Genomic DNA, 25568 nt, shown 5'->3' with positions numbered 1-25568 from the left:
TGTGCGCGTCAGGGGCCGCCACCGGGGCGGCTGACCGGCACCTCGGGCTCGGCGTCGCGCTCGGCTCGGTTGACCGCCGACAGGATCGCCCGCAGCGACGCCTTGACGATCGACTCGTGCAGCCCGACGCCCCAGAGCACGCGTTCGCCGACGGCGCACTCGACGTAGGCCGCCGCCCTGGCGTCACCGCCGGAGCTCATGGCGTGCTCGGCATAATCGAGCACGCGCACGTCGACCCCGCGCGTCGACAGCGCGTCGATGAATGCGGCGATCGGACCGTTGCCCTCGCCGTGGATCTCCACCCGCTCGCCCGCGTCGGTGATGATCGACTCGATGACGTCGACACCGTCCTCCGTCCCGGTGATCGTCGACCGGACCGGGGCGAACCGACCCCAGTGCTGGTCGCCGTTGGCGTAGAGGTACTCGTCCTCGAACAGGTCGTACAGCTCGGCCGACGAGACCTCGCCACCCTGCTTGTCGGTGTGGTGCTGCACGATGCGGCTGAACTCGATCTGCAGGCGCCGCGGCAGGTCCAGACCGTGGTCGTGCTTCATCAGGTACGCGCTGCCGCCCTTGCCGGACTGGCTGTTCACGCGCACGACCGCCTCGTAGGTGCGACCGATATCGTGCGGGTCGATCGGCAGGTACGGCACACCCCAGGCGATGTCATCGATGGAGTCGGCGTTTGCGGCGACGCGGTCCTTCTCCATCCACTCGAAGCCCTTCTTAATGGCGTCCTGGTGGGAGCCGGAAAAGGCGGTGTACACGAGGTCCCCACCCCACGGGTGACGCGGCCCAACAGGCAATTGGGTGCAGTACTCGACCGTGCGTCGGATCTCGTCCATGTTGGTGAAGTCGATCTGCGGGTCGATGCCCTGGCTGAACAGGTTCATGCCCAACGTGACCAGGCAGACGTTGCCGGTGCGCTCACCGTTGCCGAACAGGCACCCCTCGATGCGGTCGGCGCCGGCCAGGTAGCCCAGTTCGGCGGCCGCGACACCCTCACCGCGGTCGTTGTGCGGGTGCAGCGACAACACGACGGAGTCTCGTCGGGTCAGGTTGCGGTGCATCCACTCGATCGAGTCGGCGTAGACGTTGGGCGTGGCCATCTCCACCGTCGCCGGCAGGTTGATGATCATCTTGTGGTCCGGCGTCGGGTCGATGACGTCGATGACCTCGTTGCAGATGCGGGCCGCGAACTCGAGCTCGGTGCCGGTGTACGACTCGGGGCTGTACTCGTAGTAGATGTCGGTCTCGGGGATCGTCTCCTCGAGCTTCTTGATCAGCCGCGCACCCTGCAGCGCGATGTCGACGATGCCGTCCTGTGGCTGTTCGAACACGACGCGACGCTGCAGCACCGACGTGGAGTTGTAGAAGTGGACGATCGCGGTCTTCGCTCCACGGATCGCGTCGAAGGTGCGCTCGATCAGCTCGTCACGGCACTGGACCAGCACCTGGATCGTCACGTCGTCGGGGATGTGCCCGCCGTCGATCAGCTCACGGCAGAAGTCGAAGTCGGTCTGGCTGGCCGAGGGGAACCCGACCTCGATCTCCTTGAACCCCATCGCCACCAGGAGCTTGAACATGCGCAGCTTGCGCTCAGCGTCCATCGGGTCGATGAGGGCCTGGTTGCCGTCGCGCAGGTCGACGGCGCACCAGCGCGGGGCCTCGGTGATGACCTTGTCCGGCCACGTGCGATCGGCCAGGTGCACGTCGATCTGCTTCTGGAACGGCACGTACTTGGTGAACTTCATGCCGCTGGGCTGCTGCGGGGACTTCATGTCTGGCTCTCTACTCTCGTCGTCACGTTCAGTGTGGCCGGGCAGCACGACCTCCGCGACGAGGGGACGGCCTGGGTCAGGCCTCGCCGCGGCAACGAAGGAGGAGAGCCTCGAAGCGCATGTCCGGCAGGGTATCAGGTCGTCAGGAGCGTCGTGCGACCAGTTCCTCGGCAAGCTGCACGGCGTTGAGGGCGGCACCCTTGCGCAGGTTGTCGCCGACGACGAACAGCACCAGACCGCGCCCGGCCGGGGCGGACTGGTCGGCGCGCACGCGGCCGACGAAGACCTCGTCCTTGCCGGTGGCCTCGAGCGGGTTGGGGTGGTCGACGACCTTGACGCCCGGAGCCTCGCTGAGCACCTTGAGCGCGGACTCGACGGAGATCTCGTTGTCGAACTCGGCGTGGATCGCCAGGGAGTGACCGGAGAACACCGGAACGCGAATGCACGTGCCGGCCACACGCAGCTCCGGCAAGTGGAGGATCTTGCGCGACTCGTTGCGCAGCTTCTGCTCTTCGTCGGTCTCCAGCGAGCCGTCGTCGACGATCGAACCGGCGATCGGCACGACGTTGAAGGCCACCGGGACGACGTACTTGTTCGGCTCGGGCAGGGTCACGGCGGAGCCGTCGAGGGCCAGGTCGGCAGGGGTGCCGGCCGCGTAGGCCGCGCGGACCTGGCTGTCGAGCTCCTCGACACCGGCCAGACCGGAGCCCGAGACCGCCTGGTAGGACGCGATGTTCAGGCGCACCAGACCGGCCTGGTCGTGCAGCGGCTTGAGGACCGGCATCGCGGCCATGGTGGTGCAGTTCGGGTTGGCGATGATGCCCTTGGGGGTGTTGAGCACGTCCTCGCCGTTGACCTCGGAGACGACCAGTGGCACCTCGTCGTCCTTGCGCCAGGCGCTGGAGTTGTCGATGACGATGGCCCCGGCCGCGGCGACCTTGGGGGCGTACTCCTTGCTCGTCGACCCGCCCGCCGAGAAGAGGGCAATGTCGATCCCGGAGAAGTCGGCGGTGGCCATGTCCTCGACGACGACGTCGGTGCCCTTCCACGGCAGGGTCGTGCCCGCCGAGCGGGAGGACGCGAAGTAGCGGATCTCGGTGACCGGGAAGTTCCGCTCGTCGAGAAGGGTCCGCATGACCTTGCCCACCTGACCGGTGGCGCCGAAGACTCCGATACGCATGCGATCTAGGATACGTCCCCCGCGCCCTCCCCCGGTTCGAGGTATTACGCGGCGGGATTCCGCCGCGTAATACCTCGAACCGCGAGGGGTTACTCCGCCTCGCGTTCGTCCTTGGCGATGATGACCTCGCCGACGCCCTCGCCTGGTTCGGCGTGCTCGACGGTCAGGGTGAACTCCTCACCGTGCTCCGTCACGCCCTTGACCACGGCCTGGCTGACGGCCTCGCGCGCGTACCGGCGTCGCACGATCATCGGATCGGTCGAGAGGTCCCGCAACAGCGAGACCGCCATGCCGATCATGATGACCAGGAACGGCAGGGCCGCGATGATGGTGATCGTCTGCAACCCCGACAGGGCATCCGCCCCGCCGGAGAGCAGCATGATGATCGCCACCGCGCCGGTCGCCGCACCCCAGAAGATCACCGTGACCCGGCTCGGCGAGAGCGTGCCGTTCTCACTGAGCGTGCCCATGACCATCGACGCGGCATCGGCCCCGGAGACGAAGAAGATCGCCACGAGGATCATGACGAGGAACGAGGTCACCGTGGCCCACGGCATGGTGTCGAGGAGCGCGAAGAGCATCCCCTCGGTCGATTCGACCTCCGAGAGCTTCGCTCCGGCCTGCTCGGCCCGGATCGCCGCGCCACCGAAGATCGCGAACCAGACCAACGAGACCCCGGTCGGCACGAGCAACACCCCGGCGACGAACTGGCGGATCGTGCGGCCCCGGGAGATCCGGGCGATGAACATGCCGACGAACGGGGTCCAGCTCACCCACCAGGCCCAGTAGAAGAGCGTCCACCCGGACAGCCAGGTCTTGACCTCCTCGCCACCGCTGGCGTTGGTCCACGACGACATCCGCATGATGTTCTGGAGGTACGTGCCCAACGTCGTCGGCAACAGGTCGAGAATGAACACCGTCGGGCCGACGACGAAGACGAACAGCGCCAGAACGACGGCCAGGATCATGTTCGTGTTCGACAGCCACTGGATGCCGCGTTCCACGCCCGAGACCGCCGACACGATGAACGCGATGGTCAAGGCCGTGATGATGCCGATGAGGATGGCGTTGCCGACCTGACCGGCCCACCCGACGATGACCATGCCGGAGGCGATCTGCAACGCCCCGAGCCCGAGCGAGGTCGCCGATCCGAACAGGGTCGCGAAGATCGCGAAGATGTCGATGATCTTGCCGGTGGGGCCGTACGCCTGCCGACGACCGATGATCGGCTCGAACACCGCGCTGATCGTCAGCGCCCGACCCTTGCGGAACACGCCGTAGGCGATGGCCAGACCGGCGACGGCGTAGATCGCCCACGGGTGCAGACCCCAGTGGAACAGCGTCGTCGACATCGCCGTCTTGACCTCCTCGGCCGTGCCCGGTTCGTTGACCGATCCGGGCGGCGAGGTGATGTAGTGGGCGATCGGCTCGGCAGCGCCGTAGAACATCAGGCCGATGCCCATACCGGCCGAGAACATCATGGCGATCCACGAGGTCGTGCGGAACTCGGGCGCCTCGTCGTCGCGCCCCAGCGGGATCGAACCGTACGAACTCGCGGCGATGGCGATGACGAGGAACACGAACCCGGTGGCGGCCAGGGAGAACAGCCAGCCGGTGTTGGTGACGACCCAGTCCAGACCGGAGGTGGAGGCGGAGGTCAGGGAGGCGGTGTCGACGGCGCCCCAGATGACGAACGCGATCGACAGGACCGCGCTGATGCCGAAGACGACCTTGTCGAGGGTGCCGGGACGATCGTCCGCCGCGCCCGTCAGAACGGGCTCGAGGGCCGGGTGCCCCGGACTCTCCAACGCTGCCGAGTCGCCCGTCATGCGGGCGGCACCGGCGGCAGGGATGCCGGAGATGGCGTCGTGTTCCGTACGTTTCGTAGTCTCAGGTGATGGTGGTGTAGGTGTCATAACCCACCCACCATGGTGTGCGAGGGGCCCGATCGCAGGCCCAAGGCGAGCCCCAATCTCGATCGTGACCTTGCTGTGACCTTAGCGAATGCGCCTGACCAGCATCAGAACCCGAGTCGATTGAGCTGTTTTGGGTCCCGCTGCCAGTCCTTGGCCACCTTGACGTGGAGGTCGAGATAGACGCGTTGTCCGAGGACGCGCTCGATGCCCGCCCGCGCGTTCGTGCCCACCTCGCGCAACCGCGCTCCGCCGCGACCGATGATGATCGCCTTCTGGCTGTCACGTTCGACGAAGACGTTGACCCGCACGTCGAGCAGCGGAGCGTCGTCGGGCCGGCCAGCCCGCTCGGTCACCTCTTCGACCACGACGGCCAGGCTGTGCGGCAACTCGTCGCGCACGCCTTCGAGCGCGGCCTCGCGCACGAGCTCGGCGATCATCACCTCGTCGGGTTCGTCGGTGAGCTGGTCGGGCGGGTACAGCGGACCGGGCGAGGCCGGCAGGTGGCTGATGAGCAGGTCACGCACGTCGTCGACCTGCCGGCCCTGGGTGGCCGAGCACGGCACGATCGCGGCCCAGTCCCCGAGCTGGTCGATGGCGATGAGGTGCTCGGCGAGTCGGTCCCTGGGCACGGTGTCGGACTTCGTGGCGATGGCCACCACCGGTACCCGCTTGGCCAACTGGAGCTCGGCGAGCTCACGGGCGATGAATGTGTCCCCAGGGCCGATGCGCTGGTCCGAGGGCAGGCAGAACCCGATGACGTCGACGCCGAGCAGGGTCTCGCGAACGAGGTCGTTGAGCCGCTCCCCCAGCAGGGTGCGCGGCTTGTGCAGGCCAGGGGTGTCGACCAACACCAGCTGGGCGGTGTCGGTGGTGACGATCCCCCGGATGGTGTGCCTGGTCGTCTGCGGTTTGGAGGACGTGATCGCGACCTTCTCGCCGACGAGCGCGTTGGTCAGCGTCGACTTGCCGGCGTTGGGCCGCCCGACGAGGCAGGCGAACCCCGCGACGTACTCGGGTGTGTGGACATCGGTGCTGGTCACGCCGCCCCCTGTCGGTTGGAGTCCCGGTCACCGTTCGCGACCGGTGGGTGCCGTCGAGCCGACGCCCTGGCCGGCTCGACGATCAGGGTGGCGACGCGGTGCCGGCGCCCGGACATCCGCTCAGCCGTCAACTGCAGGCCGGCCACCTCGACATGCGTCCCGGCGATGGGCACGCGGCCGGTGAGCTTGCTGAGCAGACCGCCGACCGTCTCGACGTCGTCCTCCTCGATGTCGACGTCGTAGAGGTCGGCGAGATCGTCGATGGGCAGGAAGGCCGGCAGGCGATAGCGACCGCCACCGAGGTCCTCCACGCCCGGAGCCTCGCGGTCGTACTCGTCGGAGATCTCACCGACGATCTCCTCGAGGATGTCCTCGATGGTGACCAGCCCGGCGGTGCCGCCGTACTCGTCGATCACCACCGCCAGGTGGGTCTGATCGCGCTGCATCTCGCGGAGCAGGTCGTCGCACGGCTTGCTGTCCGGCACGAACGGCATCGGGCGCATCATCTCGGTGACGGGGAGGTCCTCGGCAGCCGGGTTGGCGGTGATCCGTTCGACGACGTCCTTGAAGTACAGGAGGCCGACGATGTCGTCGGCGTCCTCACCGATGACGGGGATGCGTGAGAACCCGGAGCGCAGGAACAGGGACCGCGCCTTGCGAGCGGGCTTGGTCGACTCGATGGTGATCATGTCCGTGCGCGGGACCATGACCTCCTTGGCGAGGGTGTCGCCGAGCTCGAAGACGGAGTGGATCATCTCGCGCTCGTCGTCCTCGATGACGGCGTGCTCCCCGGCCATGTCGAGCAGGCCACGCAACTCCGACTCCGAGCGGAACGGCCCGTCGCGGTACCCGCCACCGGGGGTGACGGCGTTGGCCACGAGCACGAGGAGCTGCGCGATGGGGCCGAGGATGTTGCGCAGCCACACGACGATCGGCGCCGCGGCCAACGAGATGTCGTCGGCGTGGTGCTGGCCCAGGGTGCGCGGCGAGACCGACACGACGGCGAACGTCACGGCGGTGAGGATGGCGATGGCCGTGGCGAGGGCGGCGACGTCGTTGCTCATGACCGACATGACCGCCACGGTGACGAACACGGCGGCGCTCATCTCACCGATCGCCCGGACGAAGTGGATCACGGCCAGGTACGACGCCGAATCGTCGAGGATCCGCAGCAGCGACGTCGCTCCCCGGCGCCTCTCGCCGGCCAGTTCCTCGGCGCGCACGTGCGACATCCGCGCCAGCGCTGCGTCGACCATCGTCAGCAGGTAGGCGACGGTCAGGCCGATGACGGCTCCGACCACCAGGCGCCAGTCCATGTCGTCCCTCAGCGTCGTCGCGGACCGGTGGCGAGGAAGGTCAACAGCAGCTGGCGCTGCAGTTCGAACATCTCCTTCTTCTCCTCCGGTTCGGCGTGGTCGTACCCGAGCAGATGCAGGATGCCGTGGGTGGTCAACAGCAACAGTTCGTCGGCCGTGGCGTGGCCGGCCTCGGCTGCCTGCCGCTCGGCCACGGTCGGGCAGAGCACGACGTCACCGAGCATGCCCTCGCTGGGGCTGTCCTCGGAGCCGGGACGCAGCTCGTCCATGGGGAAGCTCATGACGTCGGTGGGCCCGGGCAGGTCCATCCACTGCACGTGGAGCCGTTCCATGGTGTCCTCGCCGACGATCCGGACACACAGCTCCGCGCGGGGGTGGACGTGCATCCGGTCGAGCACGTAGCGGGCGCAGGCGAGGAGCTCGACCTCGTCCACGGTGAAGTCGGTCTCGTTGAGCACGTCGATGCTCACTTCTGTCCCCTCTCGTCCCAACGGCCGTAGGCGTCGACGATCTCGGCGACGAGGCGGTGCCGCACGACGTCGGCCGCGGTGAGATCGGCGAAGTGGATGTCCTCGACGTCGCCGAGGATCTCGCGCACGACCTTCAGACCCGACCGCACGCCGCCGGGCAGGTCGACCTGGGTGATGTCACCGGTGACGACCATCTTCGACCCGAAGCCGAGCCGGGTGAGGAACATCTTCATCTGCTCGGGCGAGGTGTTCTGGGCCTCGTCGAGGATGATGAAGGCGTCGTTGAGGCTGCGACCACGCATGTAGGCCAGCGGGGCCACCTCGATCGTGCCCGCCGCCATCAGCCGCGGGATCGACTCGGGGTCGGTCATGTCGTGCAGCGCGTCGTAGAGGGGCCGCAGGTAGGGGTCGATCTTGTCGGTCAGGGTGCCGGGCAGGAAGCCCAGCTTCTCGCCGGCCTCGACCGCCGGGCGGGTGAGGATGATCCGGCTGACCTGCTTGGCCTGCAGCGCCGCGACCGCCTTGGCCACGGCGAGGTAGGTCTTGCCGGTACCGGCCGGGCCGATGCCGAACACGATGGTGTTCTCGTCGATGGCGTCGACGTAGCGCTTCTGGTTGAGCGTCTTGGGCCGGACCGTGCGGCCGCGATTGCTGACGATGTTCATCGTCAGGACGTCGGCCGGGCGTTCTCGGGCCTGACTGCGCAGCATGCCGATCGACCGGTCGACGGCGTCGCGAGTCAGGGGCTGTCCGTTGCGGATGACGACGAGCAACTCGTCGATGAGACGCTCGATGAGATCCAGGTCGGAGCTCGTGCCACGCAGTGAGATCTCGTTGCCCCGCACGTGGACCTCGGTCTGCGGGAATCGTCGCTCAATGGTGCGCAGGAACTCGTCATGGGCACCGAGAAGGTTGACCATGCCGATCTCCGGCGGAATCGTCACGGCACGTTCGTGCGTCGCCGGCACCAGCGGCGTGACGTTGTCGGAGGTGCCGGGCGCGTCGGGATGCTCTGGATTGTCAGTGTCGCTCATGAGTGCCCCGAGTCTACGTGGTCCATCGGGTGCGTGAGGCGAGCACGGTCAGGCCGACCGGTCCGGCCGTCGAGGAGCGCAGTACATGCGGCCCGAGACGGACCGGTTGCGCCCCCACGTGGGCCAGCGCCGCCACCTCCTCCGGCGAGATGCCACCCTCGGGGCCGACGACGACACCGACCGTGCCGGCCTGCGGGAACCGGGCCGCGCCGATGCCGACCTCGGCCTCCTCGTGGAGGAGCAGCACGGCGTCGACGGTGCGCAGGCGGGTGGCCAGGTCGGTCGTCGAGCCGGCGAACTCGACGGTCGGGCGACGCAGTCGGCGGGACTGCTTCATCGCCGAGGTGACGACGTTGGTCCACTTGCGCACACCGCGCTCCGCCTTGTCGCCGCGCCACCGTGAGATGGACCGGTCGGCCTGCCACGCGATGACCGTGTCGACGCCCAGTTCGACCGCGGCCTCGACGGCCTGCTCGTCCCGACCGCCCTTGGCCAGGGCCTGGACGAGGACCAGCTGCAGCGCCGGCTCGGGTTCGAGCACCAGTTCGTGGACCCGCACATCGAGCCACCCCTTGCCGACCTCGACGACCTCGCCGTGGACGCCGCGGCCCTCCCCGTCGGTGAGGGTGATCGATTCTCCGGCCGTCAGACGATGCACCGTCGCGGCGTGCTGCCCCTCGTCACCGTCGAGGCGCACGACGCCGCCCACGGTCGCCGCCGCCAACGCCGCGGCGTCGACGAGGAAGACCGGCGCGGTCACGTCAGCGACCCTTGAAGGCGCCGCGCAGCTTGGAGAAGAACCCGTCCGGCTCGTGCGTGCTCAGGGTGCCCTCGGGCTGCTCCTCGCCGCGCAACTCCGCCAGCTGACGCAGCAGGTCCTCCTGCTGGTCGGTCAGTCGGGTGGGGGTGCGCACGTCGGCGTGGATGATGAGGTCACCGCGGCCGTGGGCGCGCAGGTGCCCCACGCCCAGACCCGACAGGGTGATCGTCTCGTTCGGCTGGGTCCCCGGCGCGATGCTGACCTCGCGCTGCCCGTCGAGGGTGTCGAACGCCACGGTGGCACCGAGCGCGGCGGCCGTGAACGGCAGTTCGAGCGAGGCGTGCAGGTCGTCGCCGCGGCGGGTGAACGTCGCGTGCGGGTTGACGAGCAGTTCGACGTAGAGGTCGCCCTGGGGACCGCCGTACGGGCCGACCTCACCCTCACCGGAGAGGTGGATGCGCGTCCCGGAGTCGACGCCGGCCGGGATCTTGACGGTCATGGTCCGGCGCGTACGCACCCGCCCCTGGCCGGAGCACTCGAAGCACGGGTTGGGGATGACGTCGCCGTAGCCCCGGCAGTTGCCACATGGCCGCGAGGTCATGACCTGACCGAGGAAGGAGCGCTGCACCTGCTGGATCTCACCACGACCGCCACACAGGTCACAGGTGCGCCGCGAGGTGCCCGGCTGACAGCCATCGCCGTGGCAGGTGCCACAGGCCACCGCCGTCTCGATGGTCAGGTCGCGCGAGCCACCGAACACCGCGTGCTCGAGGTCGACGTCGAGGCGCACCAGGCCGTCCTGGCCCCGCTGCTGACGCGGTCGTGGCCCGGACGATCCCCCGGCGGCCTGACCGAAGAACTGCTCCATGATGTCGCTGAAGCTGAATCCCTGCCCGTAGGCGGACGCCCCGTCGCCGTACGGGTCGCGCCCCTGGTCGTACGCCCGACGCTTGTCCTCGTCGCCGAGCACGTCGTAGGCCTGCGAGACCTTCTTGAAGGCCTCCTCGGCCTCCGGGCCCGGGTTGACGTCCGGGTGGAGCGTGCGGGCCTTGCGGCGGTAGGCCGTCTTGATCTGGTCCGCGGTCGCGTCGCGGGCCACGCCCAGGTCGGCGTAGTAGTCGTTCACGGATGTCCTTCTGGATCGGGTCGAGGTCGGGGTCGGTGAGGGGCGGGTCGGCCGGGCGCGTCGCGCGGTCAGGTGGCGATGATCCGCGAGACGTACGTCGCCACGGCGCGCACGTAGGCCATCGTCGTCGGGTAGTCCATGCGCGTGGGGCCGACCACGCCGAGCCCGCCGACGAGGTCGTCGCCGGGGCCGTACCCGGAGACCACCATGGAGGTCGACTGGAGGCCGGCGACCGGGTTCTCGTGCCCGATGCGCACGGCCACGAGGTCCTCCTGGGCGGCGGTGCTCATGAGCTTGAGCAAGACCACGTGCTGCTCAAGCGCGGAGAGCACCGGTTCGAGGGTGAGTGGGAAGTCGGTCGCGCTGCGGGCCAGATTGCCGGTGCCGGCCAAGGACACGCGCGTCTCACGGTCCTCCACCAGGGCGTCGGCGAGACCGTCGACGATGGCCTGCATGAACGCGGCATCGTCGGGGTGGACGTCGCCGGCGGCCGCGGACAGGGCCGTCGACGCCGCCGAGAGCGCCTGGCCCGTGGCGGCGGTGTTGACGATCGAGCGCACCCGCGCCACACGCGCCTCCGCGTCGCGGGTCGTCAGGTCGGAGTCGACCTCGATGACCCGCTGGTCGACGCGACCGGTGTTGACGATGAGCACGATCATCAATCGGCGCGGACCCATCGGCACCAACTCGATGTGGCGCACGAGCGACCGGCTCAGAGAGGGGTACTGCACCACCGCGACCTGGCGCGTCAGGGAGGCCAACAGGCGCACGGTGCGATCGACGACGTCATCGAGGTCATTGGCCCCCGAGAGGAATTCACGGATCGCCGTGCGCTCGGCTCCGCTCATCGGCTTGATCTCGGCGAGCCGGTCGACGAACGCCCGGTAGCCGGCATCGGTCGGGATGCGACCGGCGCTGGTGTGCGGCGCCATGATCAGGCCCTCATCCTCCAGGGCGGCCATGTCGTTGCGCACCGTCGCGGCCGAGACCCCGAGTTTGTGGCGCTCGAGCAGCGCCTTCGAACCGACCGGCTCGGACGTGCGCACGTAGTCCTCGACGATGGCACGCAGCACGTCCATCCGACGCTCGTCGCTCATGGGCCCTCCCTCCGGGACATTGGCACTCACCTGTTCCGAGTGCCAAGTCTACGACGTTCCGCGCGCGTCCCGCGTCACCTGCATTCCGGCGCCTATCCTCCCGGGGGTGAACAACCGCTACCGCACCGACGTCCTCTCCGGCGACTGGCGACGACAGGGCCGCCCCGTCTCGCGCGAGGTGGAGGCCGAAACCGGCCTCGTCGTCGAGGATGTCGAGACCGGGTGGGTCGGCGCCGTCGTGCGGGTCGAGAAGGCCGGCGGGATGCAGGTCGTCCACCTCGAGGATCGCCGGGGGAAGGTCAAGGCGTTCCGGCTCGGGCCGGGATTCCTCATCGACGGCGCTCCGGTCGTGCTGACCCGACCGACGGCCGCGGCCCGAGCGGCCCTGGCCAAGGAGAAGGCCGTGACCGGGCGCACGGCGAGTGGATCGATCGCCGTGCCGCAGGCCCGCGCCCAGGTCGCCAGTGCCTCGCGGATCTTCGTCGAGGGCAAGCACGACGCCGAACTCGTCGAGAAGGTCTGGGGTCACGACCTGCGGGTCGAGGGGGTCGTCGTCGAGATGCTCGACGGCGTCGACGACCTGACCGCGGTCATCGACGACTTCTCCCCCCGCCCCGGGCGGCGGATGGGCGTGCTCGTCGACCACCTCGTGCCCGGCACGAAGGAGTCCCGCATCGTCGAGGCGGCGCGCGGGCATCGCCTCGCCCGCCACGCGAAGATCCTCGGCCACCCCTATGTCGATGTCTGGCAGTCGGTGCGCCCTGAGCGGCTCGGTCTGGCGGCGTGGCCGGTCATCCCGCGCGGCACCTCGTGGAAGCACGGGATCTGTGCACACCTGGGGTGGCCGCACGAGACGCAGGCCGACATCGCGCAGGCCTGGCAGCGGATTCTCGGGACCGTGCGCACCTACGCCGATCTGGAGCCGAGTCTGCTGGCCAGCGTCGAGGAACTCATCGACTTCGTGACCGAGCCCGGTCAGTCGGAGGACTGACCGGGCTCGGCGCGGTGATACTGGTGGTGCCGGGGTGGCGTCAGTCCTTCGGGCCACCGGCGACGTAGATGACCTGGCCGGAGACGAAGCCGGAACGCTCGTCGCAGTAGAACGACACCGTGTTCGCGATGTCCTCCGGCTGGCCGACGCGGGTGACCGGGATCTGAGCCGCGGCGCCCTTGATGAAGTCATCGAACGGGACTCCGACGCGCTCGGCCGTGGCCGCCGTCATCTCGGTCTGGATGAAGCCCGGCGCGATGGCGTTGCTGGTGACGCCGAACTTGCCGAGCTCGATGGCCATGGTCTTGGTGAAGCCCTGCAGACCGGCCTTGGCGGTGGAGTAGTTCGCCTGACCGCGGTTGCCCAGGGCAGAGGTCGACGACAGGTTGACGATGCGACCGAACTTCTCCTGCGTCATGAACGCCTGGCAGGCCTTGGTCATGTTGAAGGCGCCCTTGAGGTGCACGTTCATGACCGCGTCCCAGTCGCCCTCGGTCATCTTGAAGATGAGGTTGTCGCGAATGATGCCGGCGTTGTTCACGAGGATCACCGGAGCGCCGAGTTCGTCGTTGACGCGCGCGACGGCGGCGGCAACCTGCTCGGAGTTGCTCACGTCGCAGCCCACGGCGATGGCCTCGCCGCCGGCGGCCTTGATCTCCTCGACGACCGGGGCGCAGGCGGACTCGTCAAGGTCGAGAACGGCGACCTTGTGGCCGTCGGCGGACAGTCGCAGGGCCGTGGCCTTGCCGATGCCGCGGGCCGCGCCGGTGACGATGGCAACACGCTGGGTGCTCATGCTTCTCCTTGGGAAGAGGGATTTTCGTTCGTCGTGAGGGTACTCCTCACGGTGGCACGGGATTTCAGGTGGCGGGGCCACGGTCCCCGCGCGCGGACTGGCTCAGATGCCGCCGGTCTGCGTCACGCCGCCGTCGACCACCAGCGACTGGCCGGTCATCCACGCGGCGTCGTCGGAGGCCAGGAAGGCCGCGACCGACGCGATGTCCTCGGGGATGCCGAGGCGCTTGAGCGGGTAGGTGGCGGCCAGCTGCTCCTCCTGGTCCTCGTACAGGGCGGTGGCGAAGCGGGTCTTGACCACGGCCGGGGCGACCGCGTTGACGCGGATGTTGGGGCCGAGTTCGACCGCCAGCTCCTGGGTCAGCCGGATGACCGCGGCTTTGGTCACACCGTAGAAACCGATGCCCGGCGAGGGCAGGATCCCCGCGATCGAGGCGATGTTGACGATGGACCCGCCGCGCTCGCGCATGCCGGAGGCGAGCACCTTGCGCGTCCAGGCGAGGTTGGCCAGCACGTTGACCTCGAAGATCTTGCGGGCCGCGGTGTCGTCGAGGTCCATCATGCTGCCGTAGACCGGGTTGATGCCGGTGTTGTTGATGAGCACGTCGATCGGGCCGAACGTCTCGATCGCCTTCGCGATGGCCTCATCCTGGTGGGCCGCGTCATCGGAGCTGCCGGCGGCGAAGATGGCCTTCTCGGGTCCGCCAAGTGCGGCGACGGCCTCCTCGAGCGCGGGGACCTTGCGGGCAGTGATGAGCACGCGGGCACCCTCGTCGACGAGTCGTTGGGCGATGCTCAGGCCGATGCCGCGGCTGGCTCCGGTGACGATGGCGGTCCGGCCGGTGAAGCGGGCCATGGGGGCTCCTGACTGTGTCGAAGAACGGACGTCAGCGCTCGGTTCGTCAGCGAACCGAGTGTTCGCTCGGTGTTCGGCAGTATAGGGGACTCGGGATCGACCCTGATCCCACCCTGACCCGCCCCCGGTCATGCGCCAGAGGGGTGCCGCAACGTCGCCAGGTGCGACAGACTGGGATCAGTCACTCAGCAGGGGGAGAAACGGCCATGACCGAACAACACCAGCAACCGCAACAACCGCAGCAACCGACGCCCAACCCGGGTGCTGTCCCGCCGCCCGGCGCCGCGCCGGTGGGGGCGACGCCGCCCACGGAGATGGCCCCGGGCGACCAGAAGACGATGGGCATGCTCGCCCACCTCATCCCGCTGGCGGCCATGTACCTCTCGGCCGGCACCTTGGGATTCGTCGCGTCGATCGTCATGTGGGCCCTGACCAAGGACCGTGGCGCGTTCGTCGCCCACCACGCCCGCAATTCGCTGAACGTGCAACTCACGACGCTCATCGCCTACGTCGTGGCGGTGGTCCTCGCGTTCACCATCATCCTCATCCCGGTGTCGATCGTCCTCGCGCTCGTCGCCCTCGTCGCCAGCACGGTGATCCACATCATCGCCGCGATCAAGGCGGCCAACGGCGAGTGGTACCGCCCGCCGCTGATGCTCGAACTGATCAAGTGACCCGCTGACGCGGCCCTCGCCCGATGGGGCGGCGGCCGCGAGCAGCCTCAGCCCCAGCCGAGCAGACGCCGCACGACCGTGTCGGCCAACAACCGTCCGCGACCGGTGAGCACGACGCTCCGGTCGCGGACGGCTCGCGTCGCGTCGATGAGTCCATCGGCGATCAAACCCGCCACCGCTGGGCGACCGGCGTCGTCGAGGTCGGCGATGGGCAACCCCTCGGCCAGGCGCGAGCCGAGCAGCACGCGCTCCTCATGGCGTTGCTCGGCGGTGAGCACCTCGCGGGCCTGCGCGGGTGACTCGCCGGAGGACAGACGTCCGGCCCAGGCTCGCGGATGCCGCACGTTCCACCACCGCACTCCCCCGACGTGGCTGTGCGCACCCGGGCCGACACCCCACCAGTTGCCGCCGGCCCAGTAGGCGATGTTGTGCCGGCACCGGGCGTCGTCGCGCCTGGCCCAGTTGGACACCTCGTACCACCCGTACCCGGCCGCGGTGAGGATTTCGTCGGCCAGTTCGTACTTGTCGGCCTCGTCGTCGTCGGTGGGCAGGGGCAGGTCACCCCGACGCACCGCGGCGGCCATCTTGGTGCCCTCCTCGACGACGAGGGCATAGGCGGAGATGTGATCGGGCGCCAAGGCGATGGCCGTCTCGAGCGAGGTACGCCAGTCCGCCAACGACTCCCCCGGCGTGCCGTAGATGAGGTCCAGGCTGACCTGCAGGCCCGCGGCGCGCGCGGCGTCGACCGCGCGCGCGACGTTGGCCGGGTCGTGGGTGCGCTCCAGCGTGGTCAGCACGTGCGGCACGGCCGACTGCATGCCGAGCGAGACCCGGGTGAAGCCACCGGCGGCGAGGGTGGCCAGGGACTCGGGGGTGACCGAATCGGGATTGGCCTCGGTCGTCACCTCGGCACCGTCGGCCAGCCCCCACACCTCGCGGATGCGGTCGAGGACGGTCACGAGATCCTCGGCGGTGAGCATCGTCGGCGTACCCCCACCGACGAAGACGGTCGACACCGCTGGAGTGGTCGGGCCGAGCACGCCGGCGGCCTGGTCGATCTCGGCGGTGGCGGCCTGCGCGAAGGTGTCGATCGACGCTCCGGCCATCGTGCCGTCGCCCAGTTCGCGCAGGGTGTACGTGTTGAAGTCGCAGTAGCCGCAGCGCACCGAACAGAACGGCACGTGGACGTAGACGCCGAAGGGGCGATCGGGCAGGGTGGCGAGGGCGTCGTCGGGCAGATGGCCGTCGGCCGGGGCCGGATCGCCGTCGGGTGGAGCACTGGGCATGATCGCCATTGTCGCCCAGTCGCCTGTGGATGCCGTGCGTCACGTCGCGTCGCTGGGTTCAGCGTGTGCGGCTAACCTGCCATGCGTGAGCAACGAGCGATGGATCCAGTTGGACGGGGTCGTCAACATGCGCGACCTCGGTGGCCTGCCGACCCGGGAGTCGGGGGTCACCGCGCCCCGGCGGCTCATCCGTTCGGACAACCTGCAGGATCTCAGCGCCGCCGATGTGCGCCGCCTCATCGACGAGTTGGGCGTCACCGACATCGTCGACCTGCGCAGCCAGCTCGAGTACCACACCACCGGTCCCGGGCCGCTGCGCGCGACGGCGCTGCGTCACCACCACCACAGCTTCCTGCGCGACGACACCCACGACGTGACCGCGGCCGAGGCGCTGGCCCTCAAGCCCCGGTTCGGCCCGGGCGACGGAGACCGGACCGAGGACTACTGGAGCCGGCACTACCTGGGTTACCTGCGCGGCCGCCCCGACTCGGTCAGCGCTGCCCTCGAGGTCATCGCCACCAGCGAGGGAGCCACCGTCGTGCACTGCGCGGCCGGCAAGGATCGCACCGGCACGGTCATCGGGCTGGCCCTGGACGTGGCCGGGGTGCCGGCCGAGGAGATCATCGCCGACTACGTCGCCAGCGCCCAGCGCATCGAGCAGATCATCGAGCGACTGATGCATGTGCCGCCGTACAACACGGCCCTGCAGCGACGATCCATCGCCGAGCAGACACCCCAGCCCCCGGCCATGGAGGCGATCCTGTCGTACCTGCACACCGAGTACCAGGGCGCCGGCGGATGGCTGGTCGCCCACGGCTGGACCGAGGAGCAGGTCGACGGGCTGCGGCGCAGCCTCGTCACCCCCGCCTGATCGCTACTTCTTGTCCTTGGGGGCGCTGTCGTCGGAGGACAGAGCGGCGATGAACGCCTCCTGGGGCACCTCGACCCGGCCGACCATCTTCATGCGCTTCTTGCCCTCCTTCTGCTTCTCGAGGAGCTTGCGCTTGCGGGAGATGTCACCGCCGTAGCATTTGGCGAGCACGTCCTTGCGGATGGCGCGGATGTTCTCGCGGGCGATGACCCGGCTGCCGATGGCGGCCTGGATCGGTACCTCGAACTGCTGGCGCGGGATGAGGTCCTTGAGCTTGCCGGCCATCATCACGCCGTACGCGTAGGCCTTGTCCTTGTGGACGATCGAGGAGAACGCGTCGACCTGTTCGCCCTGGAGCAGGATATCGACGCGCACGAGGTCGGCCACCTGCTCGCCGGCCTCCTGGTAGTCGAGCGAGGCGTACCCGCGGGTGCGGGACTTCAGTTGGTCAAAGAAGTCGAAGACGATCTCGGCCAGCGGCAGCGTGTACCGCATCTCGACGCGGTCCTCGGAGAGGTAGTCCATGCCGCCGAGCTGCCCGCGCTTGCTCTGGCAGAGCTCCATGATCGCGCCGATGAACTCGCTCGGCGCGAGGATCGTCGCCTTGACCACCGGTTCACGCACCTCGGCGACTTTGCCGAAGGGGAACTCGCTGGGGTTGGTCACCTCGACCTCGGTGCCGTCGTCCATCGTCACGTGGTAGACGACGTTGGGTTGGGTGGAGATGAGGTCGAGGTTGAACTCGCGCTCGAGGCGTTCGCGGACGATCTCGAGGTGCAGCAGCCCGAGGAAGCCGCATCGGAAGCCGAAACCGAGCGCGGCGGACGTCTCGGGCTCGTAGACGAGCGCGGCGTCGTTGAGCTTGAGCTTGTCGAGCGCGTCACGCAGGGCCGGGTAGTCGGAGCCGTCGATCGGGTAGAGCCCCGAGAACACCATCGGCTTGGGGTCACGGTAGCCGCCGATCGCCTCGCTGGCCGGGTGTCGCTCGTTGGTGACCGTGTCACCGACCTTCGACTGGCGCACGTCCTTCACACCGGTGATGAGGTAGCCGACCTCGCCGACCCCCAGCCCTTGGGAGGGCACCATCTCCGGGGAGATCACGCCGATCTCGAGGAGCTCGTGCGTGGCCTTCGTCGACATCATGGAGATGCGCTCGCGCGGGTTGAGATTGCCATCGACGACTCGCACGTAGGTGACCACGCCGCGGTAGTTGTCGTAGACCGAGTCGAAGATCATCGCTCGGCTCGGCGCGTCGGCGTCGCCCACGGGGGGCGGCAACTGGCCGACGATCTGGTCGAGCAGGTCCTCGACGCCGGCGCCGGTCTTGCCCGACACGCGCAGCACCTCGCTCGGGTCGACACCGATCAGACCGGCGAGTTCGGCCGCGTACTTCTCGGGGTTGGCGGCCGGCAGGTCGATCTTGTTCAGCACCGGGATGATCGTCAGGTCGTTCTCCATGGCCAGGTACAGGTTGGCCAGGGTCTGGGCCTCAATGCCCTGCGCGGCGTCGACGAGGAGGATCGCGCCTTCACACGCCGCCAACGAACGGGAGACCTCGTAGGTGAAGTCGACGTGCCCAGGAGTGTCGATCATGTTGAGGCAGTACGTCTGACCGTCGACCTCCCACGGCATCCGGACGGCCTGCGACTTGATGGTGATACCGCGCTCCCGCTCGATGTCCATGCGGTCGAGGTACTGGGCTCGCATCTGCCGCGCGTCGACGACCCCGGTCTGCTGGAGCATGCGATCGGCCAACGTCGACTTGCCGTGGTCGATGTGGGCAATGATGCAGAAGTTGCGGATCAGCTCGGGCGGGGTCGCGTTCGGCTGGAGCGCGGTGCGGGCCATCGGTGACACGGTGGGAGAACGACCTCATACGCAGTGGGGACAGGGGATGCCAGATGGCATCGAGACATCCTCCCACGTCGGGCCGGGAACGGGTGCACCACGTACGCTGCCGGGCATGAACCTCTCCGGAGCCGTGAAGCGCCTGGTCCGCGAGTCGCTCAAGGTGGCCGCGGACACGGTCCAGGCGACACCGAGCACCCAGCGCGCGAAGCGCCGGGCCGATCAGCGGGCCCGAAACGAGGCGCGGCGCACCGCAGTCGGCGGCAGCGAGCCGACCCGGCGGCCCTACCCCGGCGACTTCGAGGGCATGCCGGAGATCGTGTGGGAGGGCTCGGCCGACGGCAAGCCGGACCCCGGCGAGATCGTCTGGACGTGGGTGCCGTTCCAGGAGGACCACAAGCGCGGCAAGGACCGCCCGGTCCTGCTCATCGGTCGGGACGGCCCGTGGCTGCTCGCGCTGCAACTGACCAGCAAGGACCACGACCTCGACGCCCACCAGGAGGCATCGGAAGGCCGCTATTGGGTCGACATCGGCACTGGGGCGTGGGATCGCCGCGGCCGCGAGAGCGAGGTCGGGGTGCACCGGATCATCCGCGTGGACCCAGCGGCGATCCGTCGCGACGGAGCGATTCTCGACAAGAAGCGCTTCGGGGAGGTCGCCGACACCCTGCGCGAGAATCGGCAGGGGTGACCCGATCCCCCAAGACATTCGCCGAGGGAACAATGGTGGCGACCTAACGGCGGGTTAGGTCGCCACCATTGTTCCCTCGGCGAAGGGGCGGCTGGGACGCGAAAGGCGCGCCACCCCGGTCGGGGTGGCGCGCCTTTCGAGACGCGATCAGACCTGCAATCAGGCCTTGTTGACCAGCTTGGCCAGGGACGACTTCTTGTTCGCCGCCTGGTTGCGGTGGATGACGCCCTTGGTGACAGCCTTGTCGAGCTTCTTCGAGGCGGTCTTGAGGGCCTCCTGCGCACCTTCGGTGTTGCCGGCGGCCACGTTCTCGCGGACCTTGCGGATCCACGTGCGCAGCTCGCTCTTGTACGCGCGGTTGCGCTCGGTGCGGACCTGGTTGGTCTTGATGCGCTTGATCTGGGACTTGATGTTTGCCACAGGTGTTCTTTCTCGGTTGGTCGAATGGTTGCCGTTGAGGGCGGCAGAGCAACCTCGGGACCGGCGTGGGGATACCGTGGGAGAGGTGCTCTGGGTGGTGCCTGCATGCGCGCACGACCTGAGCGCGCACGCAAGGGGTCAATCTATCAGCGTGGCCGCGCGGCGACAAACCCGTGACCGCCGCGACCGCTTGAAACGTCAAGTTTCGGTCTCCATCGCCGAGTCGTGGCGGTGGGACGGCCGGTCCGACCGGCTCGGCGTGCAAGGATCGGCCGAAAAGTACACCCCGACCCATAAGGTAGGACGATGAACACCGATGGAACGGAACTGAACGGCGACTGGGACCTGGACCCGACGCACACGCGGATTGGGTTCTCCGCCCGACACGCCATGGTCACCACGGTGCGAGGGTCGTTCAACGACATCTCCGGCAGTTTCCACGCCGACCTCGACGAGATGTCCAACTCGACCGCGCAGGTCACCCTCAAGGTCGCCAGTGTCGACACGCGCAACCAGCAGCGTGACGACCACCTCCGCAGCGCCGACTTCTTCGAGGTCGAGCGCTGGCCGGACATCACCTTCACGTCCACGCAGATCGAGGAGGTCGGGGACAACGCCTACCTCGTGCAGGGCGACCTGACGATCCGCGACGTCACCCGTCAGATCTCGATCCCCCTCGAACTCATCGGCGTCCAAAAGGATGCCTTCGGCAACCTGCGCGCCGGCTTCGAGGGCGCCCGCCGAGTCAACCGCCGCGACTTCGGCCTCGAGTGGAACCAGCCGCTGGACGCCGGCGGCCTGCTCGTCTCCGAGAAGATCTCGCTGGAGTTCGAGATCTCCGCCGTCAAGCGCGCCGACGAAGGCCAGCAGCAGAACGGCTGATCCATCCCGCCACCACGTCCGCGAATCCGCCGGAAGCCGTCAGCGGCGACCGGCGGATTCGCGTTCCGCGACGATCTCGAGGATGCACCGCTCCAACACATAGGCCGGTTCGCGACGGCCACCCGCGCCCAGGCCGCCTCCCTTGACCTCGAAGTCGGCTTGGGCTACGGCCTGGATGCTGCGCCCGATACCGCCACCGTCCCAGCCCTGCAGCGCCCGACGGGCCTTGTCGACCTGCCACGGCGCCATCTTCAACGCCCGGGCCACATCGGCGCTCCGGCCCCGCCCCGCGGCGCCCACCTTGGCCAGCTGCCGCAGCTGCAGCGCGAGCACTGCCAGGATCGGCACGGGCGACTCCCCGAGAGCGGCCGCGTGTCGCCACAGTCGCAGCGCCTCGTCCGCCTGCCCGGCGATCGCCGCCTCGGCCACCTGGAAGCCCGTGGCCTCGACCTTGCCGCCGTGGTACCGCATGACGACCTCATCGTCGATGACGCCGGTGGTGTCATCGACGAGTTGCTGACAGGCCGAGGCGAGTTCCCGCGGATCCTTCCCCACGGCCTGGACCAAGGCGGCCACCGCACCCGCTGTCGCCTTGCGCCGCAGCCGGCGGAACTCGTTCGTGGCGAAGTCGGTCTTGTCGCGATCGCTCTTCATCGCCGGAGCCCCGAGGCGCAGCGCCTTGCCCTTCTTGAGGGTGTCGAGCACCTTCTTGCCACGGTTGCCGGACTTGTGCATGACCACGAGGGTGACGTCCGGCTCCGGTGCGCCGAGATACTCGAGCAGATCGGTCTGCATCGCCTCCGGCGCCTCGTCGAGGTCATGGACGACGAGCAGCGTCTCCTCCCCGAACAGCGAGGGGCTCGTCGCCACGGCGATCGCGCCCGGCTCGTACGACTCGGTGTACTGGTGCAGCACCTCGACCTCGGGTGAGGACACCTTGACGTCGGCGATCACCTGGGCGAGCGCACGCTCGGCGAGCACGGCCTCGGGGCCGGCGATGAGCACCAGCGGCGGCACCTGCCGGGGCACGTCGATGGTGGCGGTCTCGTCGGGGTTGGTCACGCGCACCACGATAGAGGCCGCCGCCGACAGCGCTCGTCAGGTGATGAGGTCGGGGTCCCAGTCCCCCGACGCGGCGCTCACGGCCAGGGCGGCGTAGACGGTCGGGGCCACGTGACGGGCCCACAGCCGATATCCGTGTTCGTTGGGGTGAAACCCGTCCTCGGCGAAGCACTCGGGCCCGAACTCAAGCGCACGCAACGGCAGGAACGCCACGTGCCGCTGCCCGGTCATGGCCATCGTCTCGAGGTCGAAGAGACGAGCACGGTGCCCGACGAACCGCGCCAGCACGACGGGCAGCGCGGGGGCCAGATGGGTCGGCGGCATGCCTCCGAAGACCACCACGGAGCGCGGCAGCGACGCCCGCGCGGAATCGAGCAGCAACTGCAGATCCTGCCGGAACGTCGAGCGGCGATGCAGTCGGATGAGGTCGTTCACCCCGGCACTGACGACGATGACGTGCGGTTCGCGGGCCTCGCTCAACCCGGGAACGAGATCGGTGGCGACGTGCCGCATCGTCGCGCCGGCGAAGAACGTCGCGCGCCACTGCACCGGCCGGCCACTGACCTCGGCCAAGGCCGTCGCCAGCTCTCCCGCCAGCCCCTCCGGGGTCGACGGCGTCCCGACCCCCATGACCGTCGAGTCGCCGAGCACCGCCAGGCGCAGGGGCGGAGCCGACGTGTCGCCGTTCAGCGGCCCCGCCGCCGACGCCACCCCCGAGGTGGGCCCCACCGGATCGGGGCAGCGCACCGGCACCATGCCCAGCGCCTCGACGATCTTGCGTTGCAACGCCGGGGTGTCCACGCGCTACTCCGTCACGCTCAGGCCGAGACCGGCCAGTCGTTGTTCGATGACCTCGGCCGGCCGTTCCATCGACTCTGCGAGTTCGGCCACCGACAAGCCCAGGTCGAGGCCGTCGCGCAGTTCCTCGTCGTCCTGTTCGGTCCACGCGAGCCCCTGGGTCACGGCGGTGCGCGGGCTGTCGGCCACCGGTGGCGCGGGCGGCTCGGCGACGGGCGTCCCCTCCCCGACTCCGGCGGGCTCCCCCGGCAGGGGGTGCGGCGCGACCGTCCCGGTCAGGGTGCGCGCCGCCGGGTCGGCGACGTCCAACGGCGGCGGCGCGTTCTCGTCGAGCCTGTGCAGCGCCCCCAACACGAGCTCGCGGTCGATCGTCGCCCAGAACGGCGGTATGGAGCGCTGGAGGAACCCGGCATACCGCGCCGACACCATGCGCGAATCGAGGAACGCCACGACCCCGCGGTCGTCGGAGCGACGCACGAGACGCCCGGCGCCCTGGGCCAGCTTCAGCGCGGCGTGGGTGGCCGACACGGCCATGAACCCGTTTCCGCCCATCCGCTTCACCGCCTCGGTACGGGCCGAGGCGAGCGGATCGTCGGGGCGCGGGAACGGGATGCGATCCATGATGACGAGTTGGCACGACGAACCGGGCACGTCGACGCCCTGCCACAGCGTCATCGTCCCGAACAGGCAGGTCTGCGGCTCGCGGGCGAACTGACGCACGAGCGTGCTGATCTGGTCATCGCCCTGGCACAGCACCTCGATCCGCTCCCCCGCCGGGTCGCTCGCGAACCGCTCGCGCATCTCCTCGGCAGCCTCCCGAGCCGCCCGGGTCGACGAGAACAACCCGAGCGTGCGCCCCCCGGCCGCCCGCACGAGCGCCTCGATCTCGTCGTGCACGGCGGCGGAGTCACGTTCGCGGCCCGGGGCGGTCAGGTGCGCCGCCACGTAGGCGATGCCCTGCTTCGGGTAGTCGAAGGGGCTGCCGACGTCGAGGCCAGTCCACTCCGGGGCCTGATCGCCGCGCAGCCCCATCGTTCCGGCGATGGGGTCGAAGGTGCCACCCAATTCGAGTGTGGCCGAGGTCAACACCACAGTGCGCTCCTCGAAGATCGTCTCGCGCATCAGGTCGGACACACTCATCGGTGCCACCCGCAGCACCGATCCGCGCCGCTCGTCGTGGGTGATCCAGGAAACGTCGAGTTGCCGTGCCTCGAGAATCCGATCGGAGGTGTCGAAGATCTCGTCGATGGCGGCCCGCGCGACCTGGGTGCCCCCGTCGGCGGCCTCGCCCTTCTCCGGTTTGAGATCGCCCTGGATCGAGCGGCTGATGTCCCGCACCCGCGCCAACGCCATCGCCAGCGCATCGGGCACCCCCCGGGCCAAACGCCCCTCCGGCAATTCGGACAGGGTTGCGCCGAACAGGTCAGCGGCATCGTCGAGGGCATCGCTGTCCTCGGAGAGCTTGCGGGCGCGCTTGGCCGCCGACGCGATCATGCCGGCCGACAGTTCGGCCGTGGTCGTGGCGGTGACGCGGTCGACGAGTTCGTGGGCCTCGTCGACGATGAGCAGGTCGTGTTCGGGCAGCAGTTGTCGCCCGCCGAAGGCGTCGATGGCCATGAAGGAGTGGTTGGTGACGATGACGTCAACGTCACGCGCCGCCTCCCTGGCCCGTTCGACGAAGCATTCGCCCACCAGCGGGCAGCGCGCGCCCAGGCATTCGGCGGCGCTGACCGAGACCTGGCGCCACGCGCGCTCCGAGACGCCGGGCACGAGTTCGTCGCGGTCACCCGAGGTGGTCTCGTCGGCCCATGCACGGAGCCGAGTGACCTCCTCCCCGAGTCGCGAGGCACCTCGATCGACCTGCCCGACGCCCAGGAGCGAGTCCTCCTCCTCGTCGGGGAACCCGCCCTCCAACCGGTTGAGGCAAACGTAGTTGCGCCGGCCCTTGACGATCGCGTAAGTGGGACGCCGACCCATGACCGGGTGCAGCGCTCCGGCGATGCGGGGCATATCGCGGTCAACGATCTGCGACTGCAGCGCCAAGGTCGCCGTCGCGACGACCGCGGGCTTGCGGGTCTCCAGCGCGTGCGCGATGGCCGGCACGAGGTAGGCCAGCGACTTGCCCGTGCCGGTACCGGCCTGAACGAGCAGGTGGGTCGAGGTGTCGACGGCGCGCTCGACGGCGTGGGCCATCTCGACCTGACCGGGGCGCTCCGTGCCACCGACCCCGGCCACCGCCGCGTGCAGGAGGGTGTCCAGAGCAACCATGCTCTCCAGCCTAATGCGCGGCGGCGCTCGACCCGTCGCCGTCCACAGTCGGGCCCGACTTGATCTGCGTCAAGGAGGTCGGCGGCGAACCTTCGTAGGTTGACAGTGAGGCCATCAACCGGGCCCACCACGAAAGGGAAATGCCATGAGCACCACTGCCGACACCACGACCACCATGCTGCGCGCCGAGGGCTTCTCCTGCCCGTCCTGTGTGAACAAGATCGAGAAGCAGGTCGGTCGGCTCGACGGAGTCTCGTCCGTGAAGGTCCACTTTGCGTCCTCGCGTGTCGAGGTGGCACACGACCCGTCGGTCGCGACTGTGGACGACCTCGTCGCGGCGATCGACAAGGCCGGCTACAAGTCCGCCCCATCGGCCTTCTGAGGGCCGCACTCCCCGCCCCTCCCC

At 69.0% G+C, this 25568-nt stretch carries 24 protein-coding genes; 6 read left to right on the top strand and 18 right to left on the bottom strand.

Annotated elements, in window-relative coordinates:
• Positions 1-8 precede the first annotated feature (8 nt).
• From leuA to hrcA, 10 genes are all read right to left on the bottom strand, one after another.
• The gene (leuA, locus tag KD1_RS01115) at positions 9-1781 is read right to left on the bottom strand and encodes a 2-isopropylmalate synthase (protein WP_068396291.1); all 1773 of its coding nucleotides are present in this window, start codon (positions 1779-1781) and stop codon (positions 9-11) included.
• Positions 1782-1923: 142 nt separating this feature from the next.
• The gene (locus tag KD1_RS01110; protein ID WP_068396290.1) at positions 1924-2961 is read right to left on the bottom strand and encodes an aspartate-semialdehyde dehydrogenase; all 1038 of its coding nucleotides are present in this window, start codon (positions 2959-2961) and stop codon (positions 1924-1926) included.
• Positions 2962-3050: 89 nt separating this feature from the next.
• Entirely contained in the window at positions 3051-4790 is a 1740-nt protein-coding gene (locus KD1_RS01105) for a BCCT family transporter (protein WP_083541885.1), read from the bottom strand.
• 191 nt (positions 4791-4981) lie between these two features.
• A complete protein-coding gene (era, locus tag KD1_RS01100) occupies positions 4982-5917 on the bottom strand; it encodes a GTPase Era (RefSeq protein ID WP_068396283.1) in 936 nt (311 codons plus the stop codon).
• Entirely contained in the window at positions 5914-7233 is a 1320-nt protein-coding gene (locus KD1_RS01095; RefSeq protein WP_083541883.1) for a hemolysin family protein, read from the bottom strand. The genes era and KD1_RS01095 overlap by 4 nt, the downstream gene beginning before the upstream one ends.
• A gap of 8 nt (positions 7234-7241) precedes the next feature.
• Positions 7242-7703 carry an rRNA maturation RNase YbeY gene (gene ybeY, locus KD1_RS01090; RefSeq protein WP_068396281.1) on the bottom strand — a complete coding sequence of 154 codons (462 nt, stop codon included), beginning with the start codon at positions 7701-7703 and terminating at the stop codon, positions 7242-7244.
• On the bottom strand, positions 7700-8737 hold the full coding sequence (locus KD1_RS01085; protein WP_068396278.1) for a PhoH family protein: 1038 nt from the start codon (positions 8735-8737) through the stop codon (positions 7700-7702). The genes ybeY and KD1_RS01085 overlap by 4 nt, the downstream gene beginning before the upstream one ends.
• 13 nt (positions 8738-8750) lie before the next feature.
• Entirely contained in the window at positions 8751-9497 is a 747-nt protein-coding gene (locus KD1_RS01080; protein WP_068396276.1) for a 16S rRNA (uracil(1498)-N(3))-methyltransferase, read from the bottom strand.
• A 1-nt stretch (position 9498) separates the two neighbouring features.
• A complete protein-coding gene (dnaJ, locus tag KD1_RS01075; RefSeq protein ID WP_068396271.1) occupies positions 9499-10623 on the bottom strand; it encodes a molecular chaperone DnaJ in 1125 nt (374 codons plus the stop codon).
• Between the two features lie 68 nt (positions 10624-10691).
• Positions 10692-11720, bottom strand: coding sequence for a heat-inducible transcriptional repressor HrcA (hrcA, locus tag KD1_RS01070; RefSeq protein ID WP_068396268.1), 1029 nt, complete (start codon positions 11718-11720; stop codon positions 10692-10694).
• Positions 11721-11826: 106 nt separating this feature from the next.
• Between hrcA and KD1_RS01065 the strand changes: the two genes are divergently transcribed.
• Positions 11827-12711 (top strand): DUF3097 domain-containing protein, encoded by an 885-nt coding sequence (locus KD1_RS01065; RefSeq protein ID WP_068396265.1) that lies wholly within the window; start codon positions 11827-11829, stop codon positions 12709-12711.
• 40 nt (positions 12712-12751) lie between these two features.
• Here the strand turns inward: KD1_RS01065 and fabG are convergent, their stop codons facing one another.
• Positions 12752-13507 carry a 3-oxoacyl-ACP reductase FabG gene (gene fabG, locus KD1_RS01060; protein ID WP_068396262.1) on the bottom strand — a complete coding sequence of 252 codons (756 nt, stop codon included), beginning with the start codon at positions 13505-13507 and terminating at the stop codon, positions 12752-12754.
• Positions 13508-13609: 102 nt separating this feature from the next.
• Positions 13610-14362, bottom strand: a complete 753-nt coding sequence (locus KD1_RS01055; RefSeq protein WP_068396256.1) for an SDR family oxidoreductase — start codon at positions 14360-14362, stop codon at positions 13610-13612.
• A gap of 206 nt (positions 14363-14568) precedes the next feature.
• On the opposite strand from KD1_RS01055, the gene KD1_RS01050 reads away from it, so the two are divergent.
• Entirely contained in the window at positions 14569-15036 is a 468-nt protein-coding gene (locus tag KD1_RS01050; protein ID WP_068396254.1) for a DUF4870 domain-containing protein, read from the top strand.
• A 47-nt stretch (positions 15037-15083) separates the two neighbouring features.
• Here the strand turns inward: KD1_RS01050 and hemW are convergent, their stop codons facing one another.
• The gene (gene hemW / locus KD1_RS01045) at positions 15084-16322 is read right to left on the bottom strand and encodes a radical SAM family heme chaperone HemW (protein ID WP_068396308.1); all 1239 of its coding nucleotides are present in this window, start codon (positions 16320-16322) and stop codon (positions 15084-15086) included.
• 85 nt (positions 16323-16407) lie between these two features.
• Between hemW and KD1_RS01040 the strand changes: the two genes are divergently transcribed.
• Positions 16408-17193 carry a tyrosine-protein phosphatase gene (locus tag KD1_RS01040; RefSeq protein WP_245627224.1) on the top strand — a complete coding sequence of 262 codons (786 nt, stop codon included), beginning with the start codon at positions 16408-16410 and terminating at the stop codon, positions 17191-17193.
• A 3-nt stretch (positions 17194-17196) separates the two neighbouring features.
• Here KD1_RS01040 and lepA read toward each other — a convergent pair whose 3' ends face one another.
• Entirely contained in the window at positions 17197-19041 is a 1845-nt protein-coding gene (lepA, locus tag KD1_RS01035; protein WP_068396251.1) for a translation elongation factor 4, read from the bottom strand.
• A 115-nt stretch (positions 19042-19156) separates the two neighbouring features.
• Between lepA and KD1_RS01030 the strand changes: the two genes are divergently transcribed.
• Positions 19157-19732: a type II toxin-antitoxin system PemK/MazF family toxin gene (locus KD1_RS01030; protein WP_083541880.1), complete on the top strand. Its 576-nt coding sequence runs from the start codon at positions 19157-19159 to the stop codon at positions 19730-19732.
• A gap of 159 nt (positions 19733-19891) precedes the next feature.
• Here KD1_RS01030 and rpsT read toward each other — a convergent pair whose 3' ends face one another.
• Entirely contained in the window at positions 19892-20152 is a 261-nt protein-coding gene (gene rpsT, locus KD1_RS01025; protein WP_068396248.1) for a 30S ribosomal protein S20, read from the bottom strand.
• A 306-nt stretch (positions 20153-20458) separates the two neighbouring features.
• Here rpsT and KD1_RS01020 point away from each other — a divergent pair, with 306 nt between their 5' ends.
• Positions 20459-21034 carry a YceI family protein gene (locus tag KD1_RS01020; protein ID WP_068396245.1) on the top strand — a complete coding sequence of 192 codons (576 nt, stop codon included), beginning with the start codon at positions 20459-20461 and terminating at the stop codon, positions 21032-21034.
• A 39-nt stretch (positions 21035-21073) separates the two neighbouring features.
• Here KD1_RS01020 and holA read toward each other — a convergent pair whose 3' ends face one another.
• The 3 genes from holA to KD1_RS01005 are packed head-to-tail and all read right to left on the bottom strand — an operon-like array spanning position 21074 to position 25162.
• Complete coding sequence (holA, locus tag KD1_RS01015) at positions 21074-22096, bottom strand: DNA polymerase III subunit delta (protein WP_245627223.1); 1023 nt, start codon at positions 22094-22096, stop codon at positions 21074-21076.
• Positions 22097-22132: 36 nt separating this feature from the next.
• Positions 22133-22897 (bottom strand): SGNH/GDSL hydrolase family protein, encoded by a 765-nt coding sequence (locus KD1_RS01010; protein WP_068396241.1) that lies wholly within the window; start codon positions 22895-22897, stop codon positions 22133-22135.
• Positions 22898-22900: 3 nt separating this feature from the next.
• Positions 22901-25162: an ATP-dependent DNA helicase gene (locus KD1_RS01005; RefSeq protein WP_068396235.1), complete on the bottom strand. Its 2262-nt coding sequence runs from the start codon at positions 25160-25162 to the stop codon at positions 22901-22903.
• A gap of 145 nt (positions 25163-25307) precedes the next feature.
• Here KD1_RS01005 and KD1_RS01000 point away from each other — a divergent pair, with 145 nt between their 5' ends.
• Positions 25308-25544, top strand: a complete 237-nt coding sequence (locus KD1_RS01000) for a heavy-metal-associated domain-containing protein (protein ID WP_068396232.1) — start codon at positions 25308-25310, stop codon at positions 25542-25544.
• The last annotated feature ends 24 nt before the right edge of the window (positions 25545-25568 follow it).

Origin of the sequence: Kribbia dieselivorans NBRC 106261, assembly GCF_001552435.1 — a bacterium.
Classification (GTDB): domain Bacteria; phylum Actinomycetota; class Actinomycetes; order Actinomycetales; family Dermatophilaceae; genus Kribbia; species Kribbia dieselivorans.
Note: the sequence above shows the minus strand (reverse complement) of the source record. Positions and strands in the feature narration are given on the sequence as shown.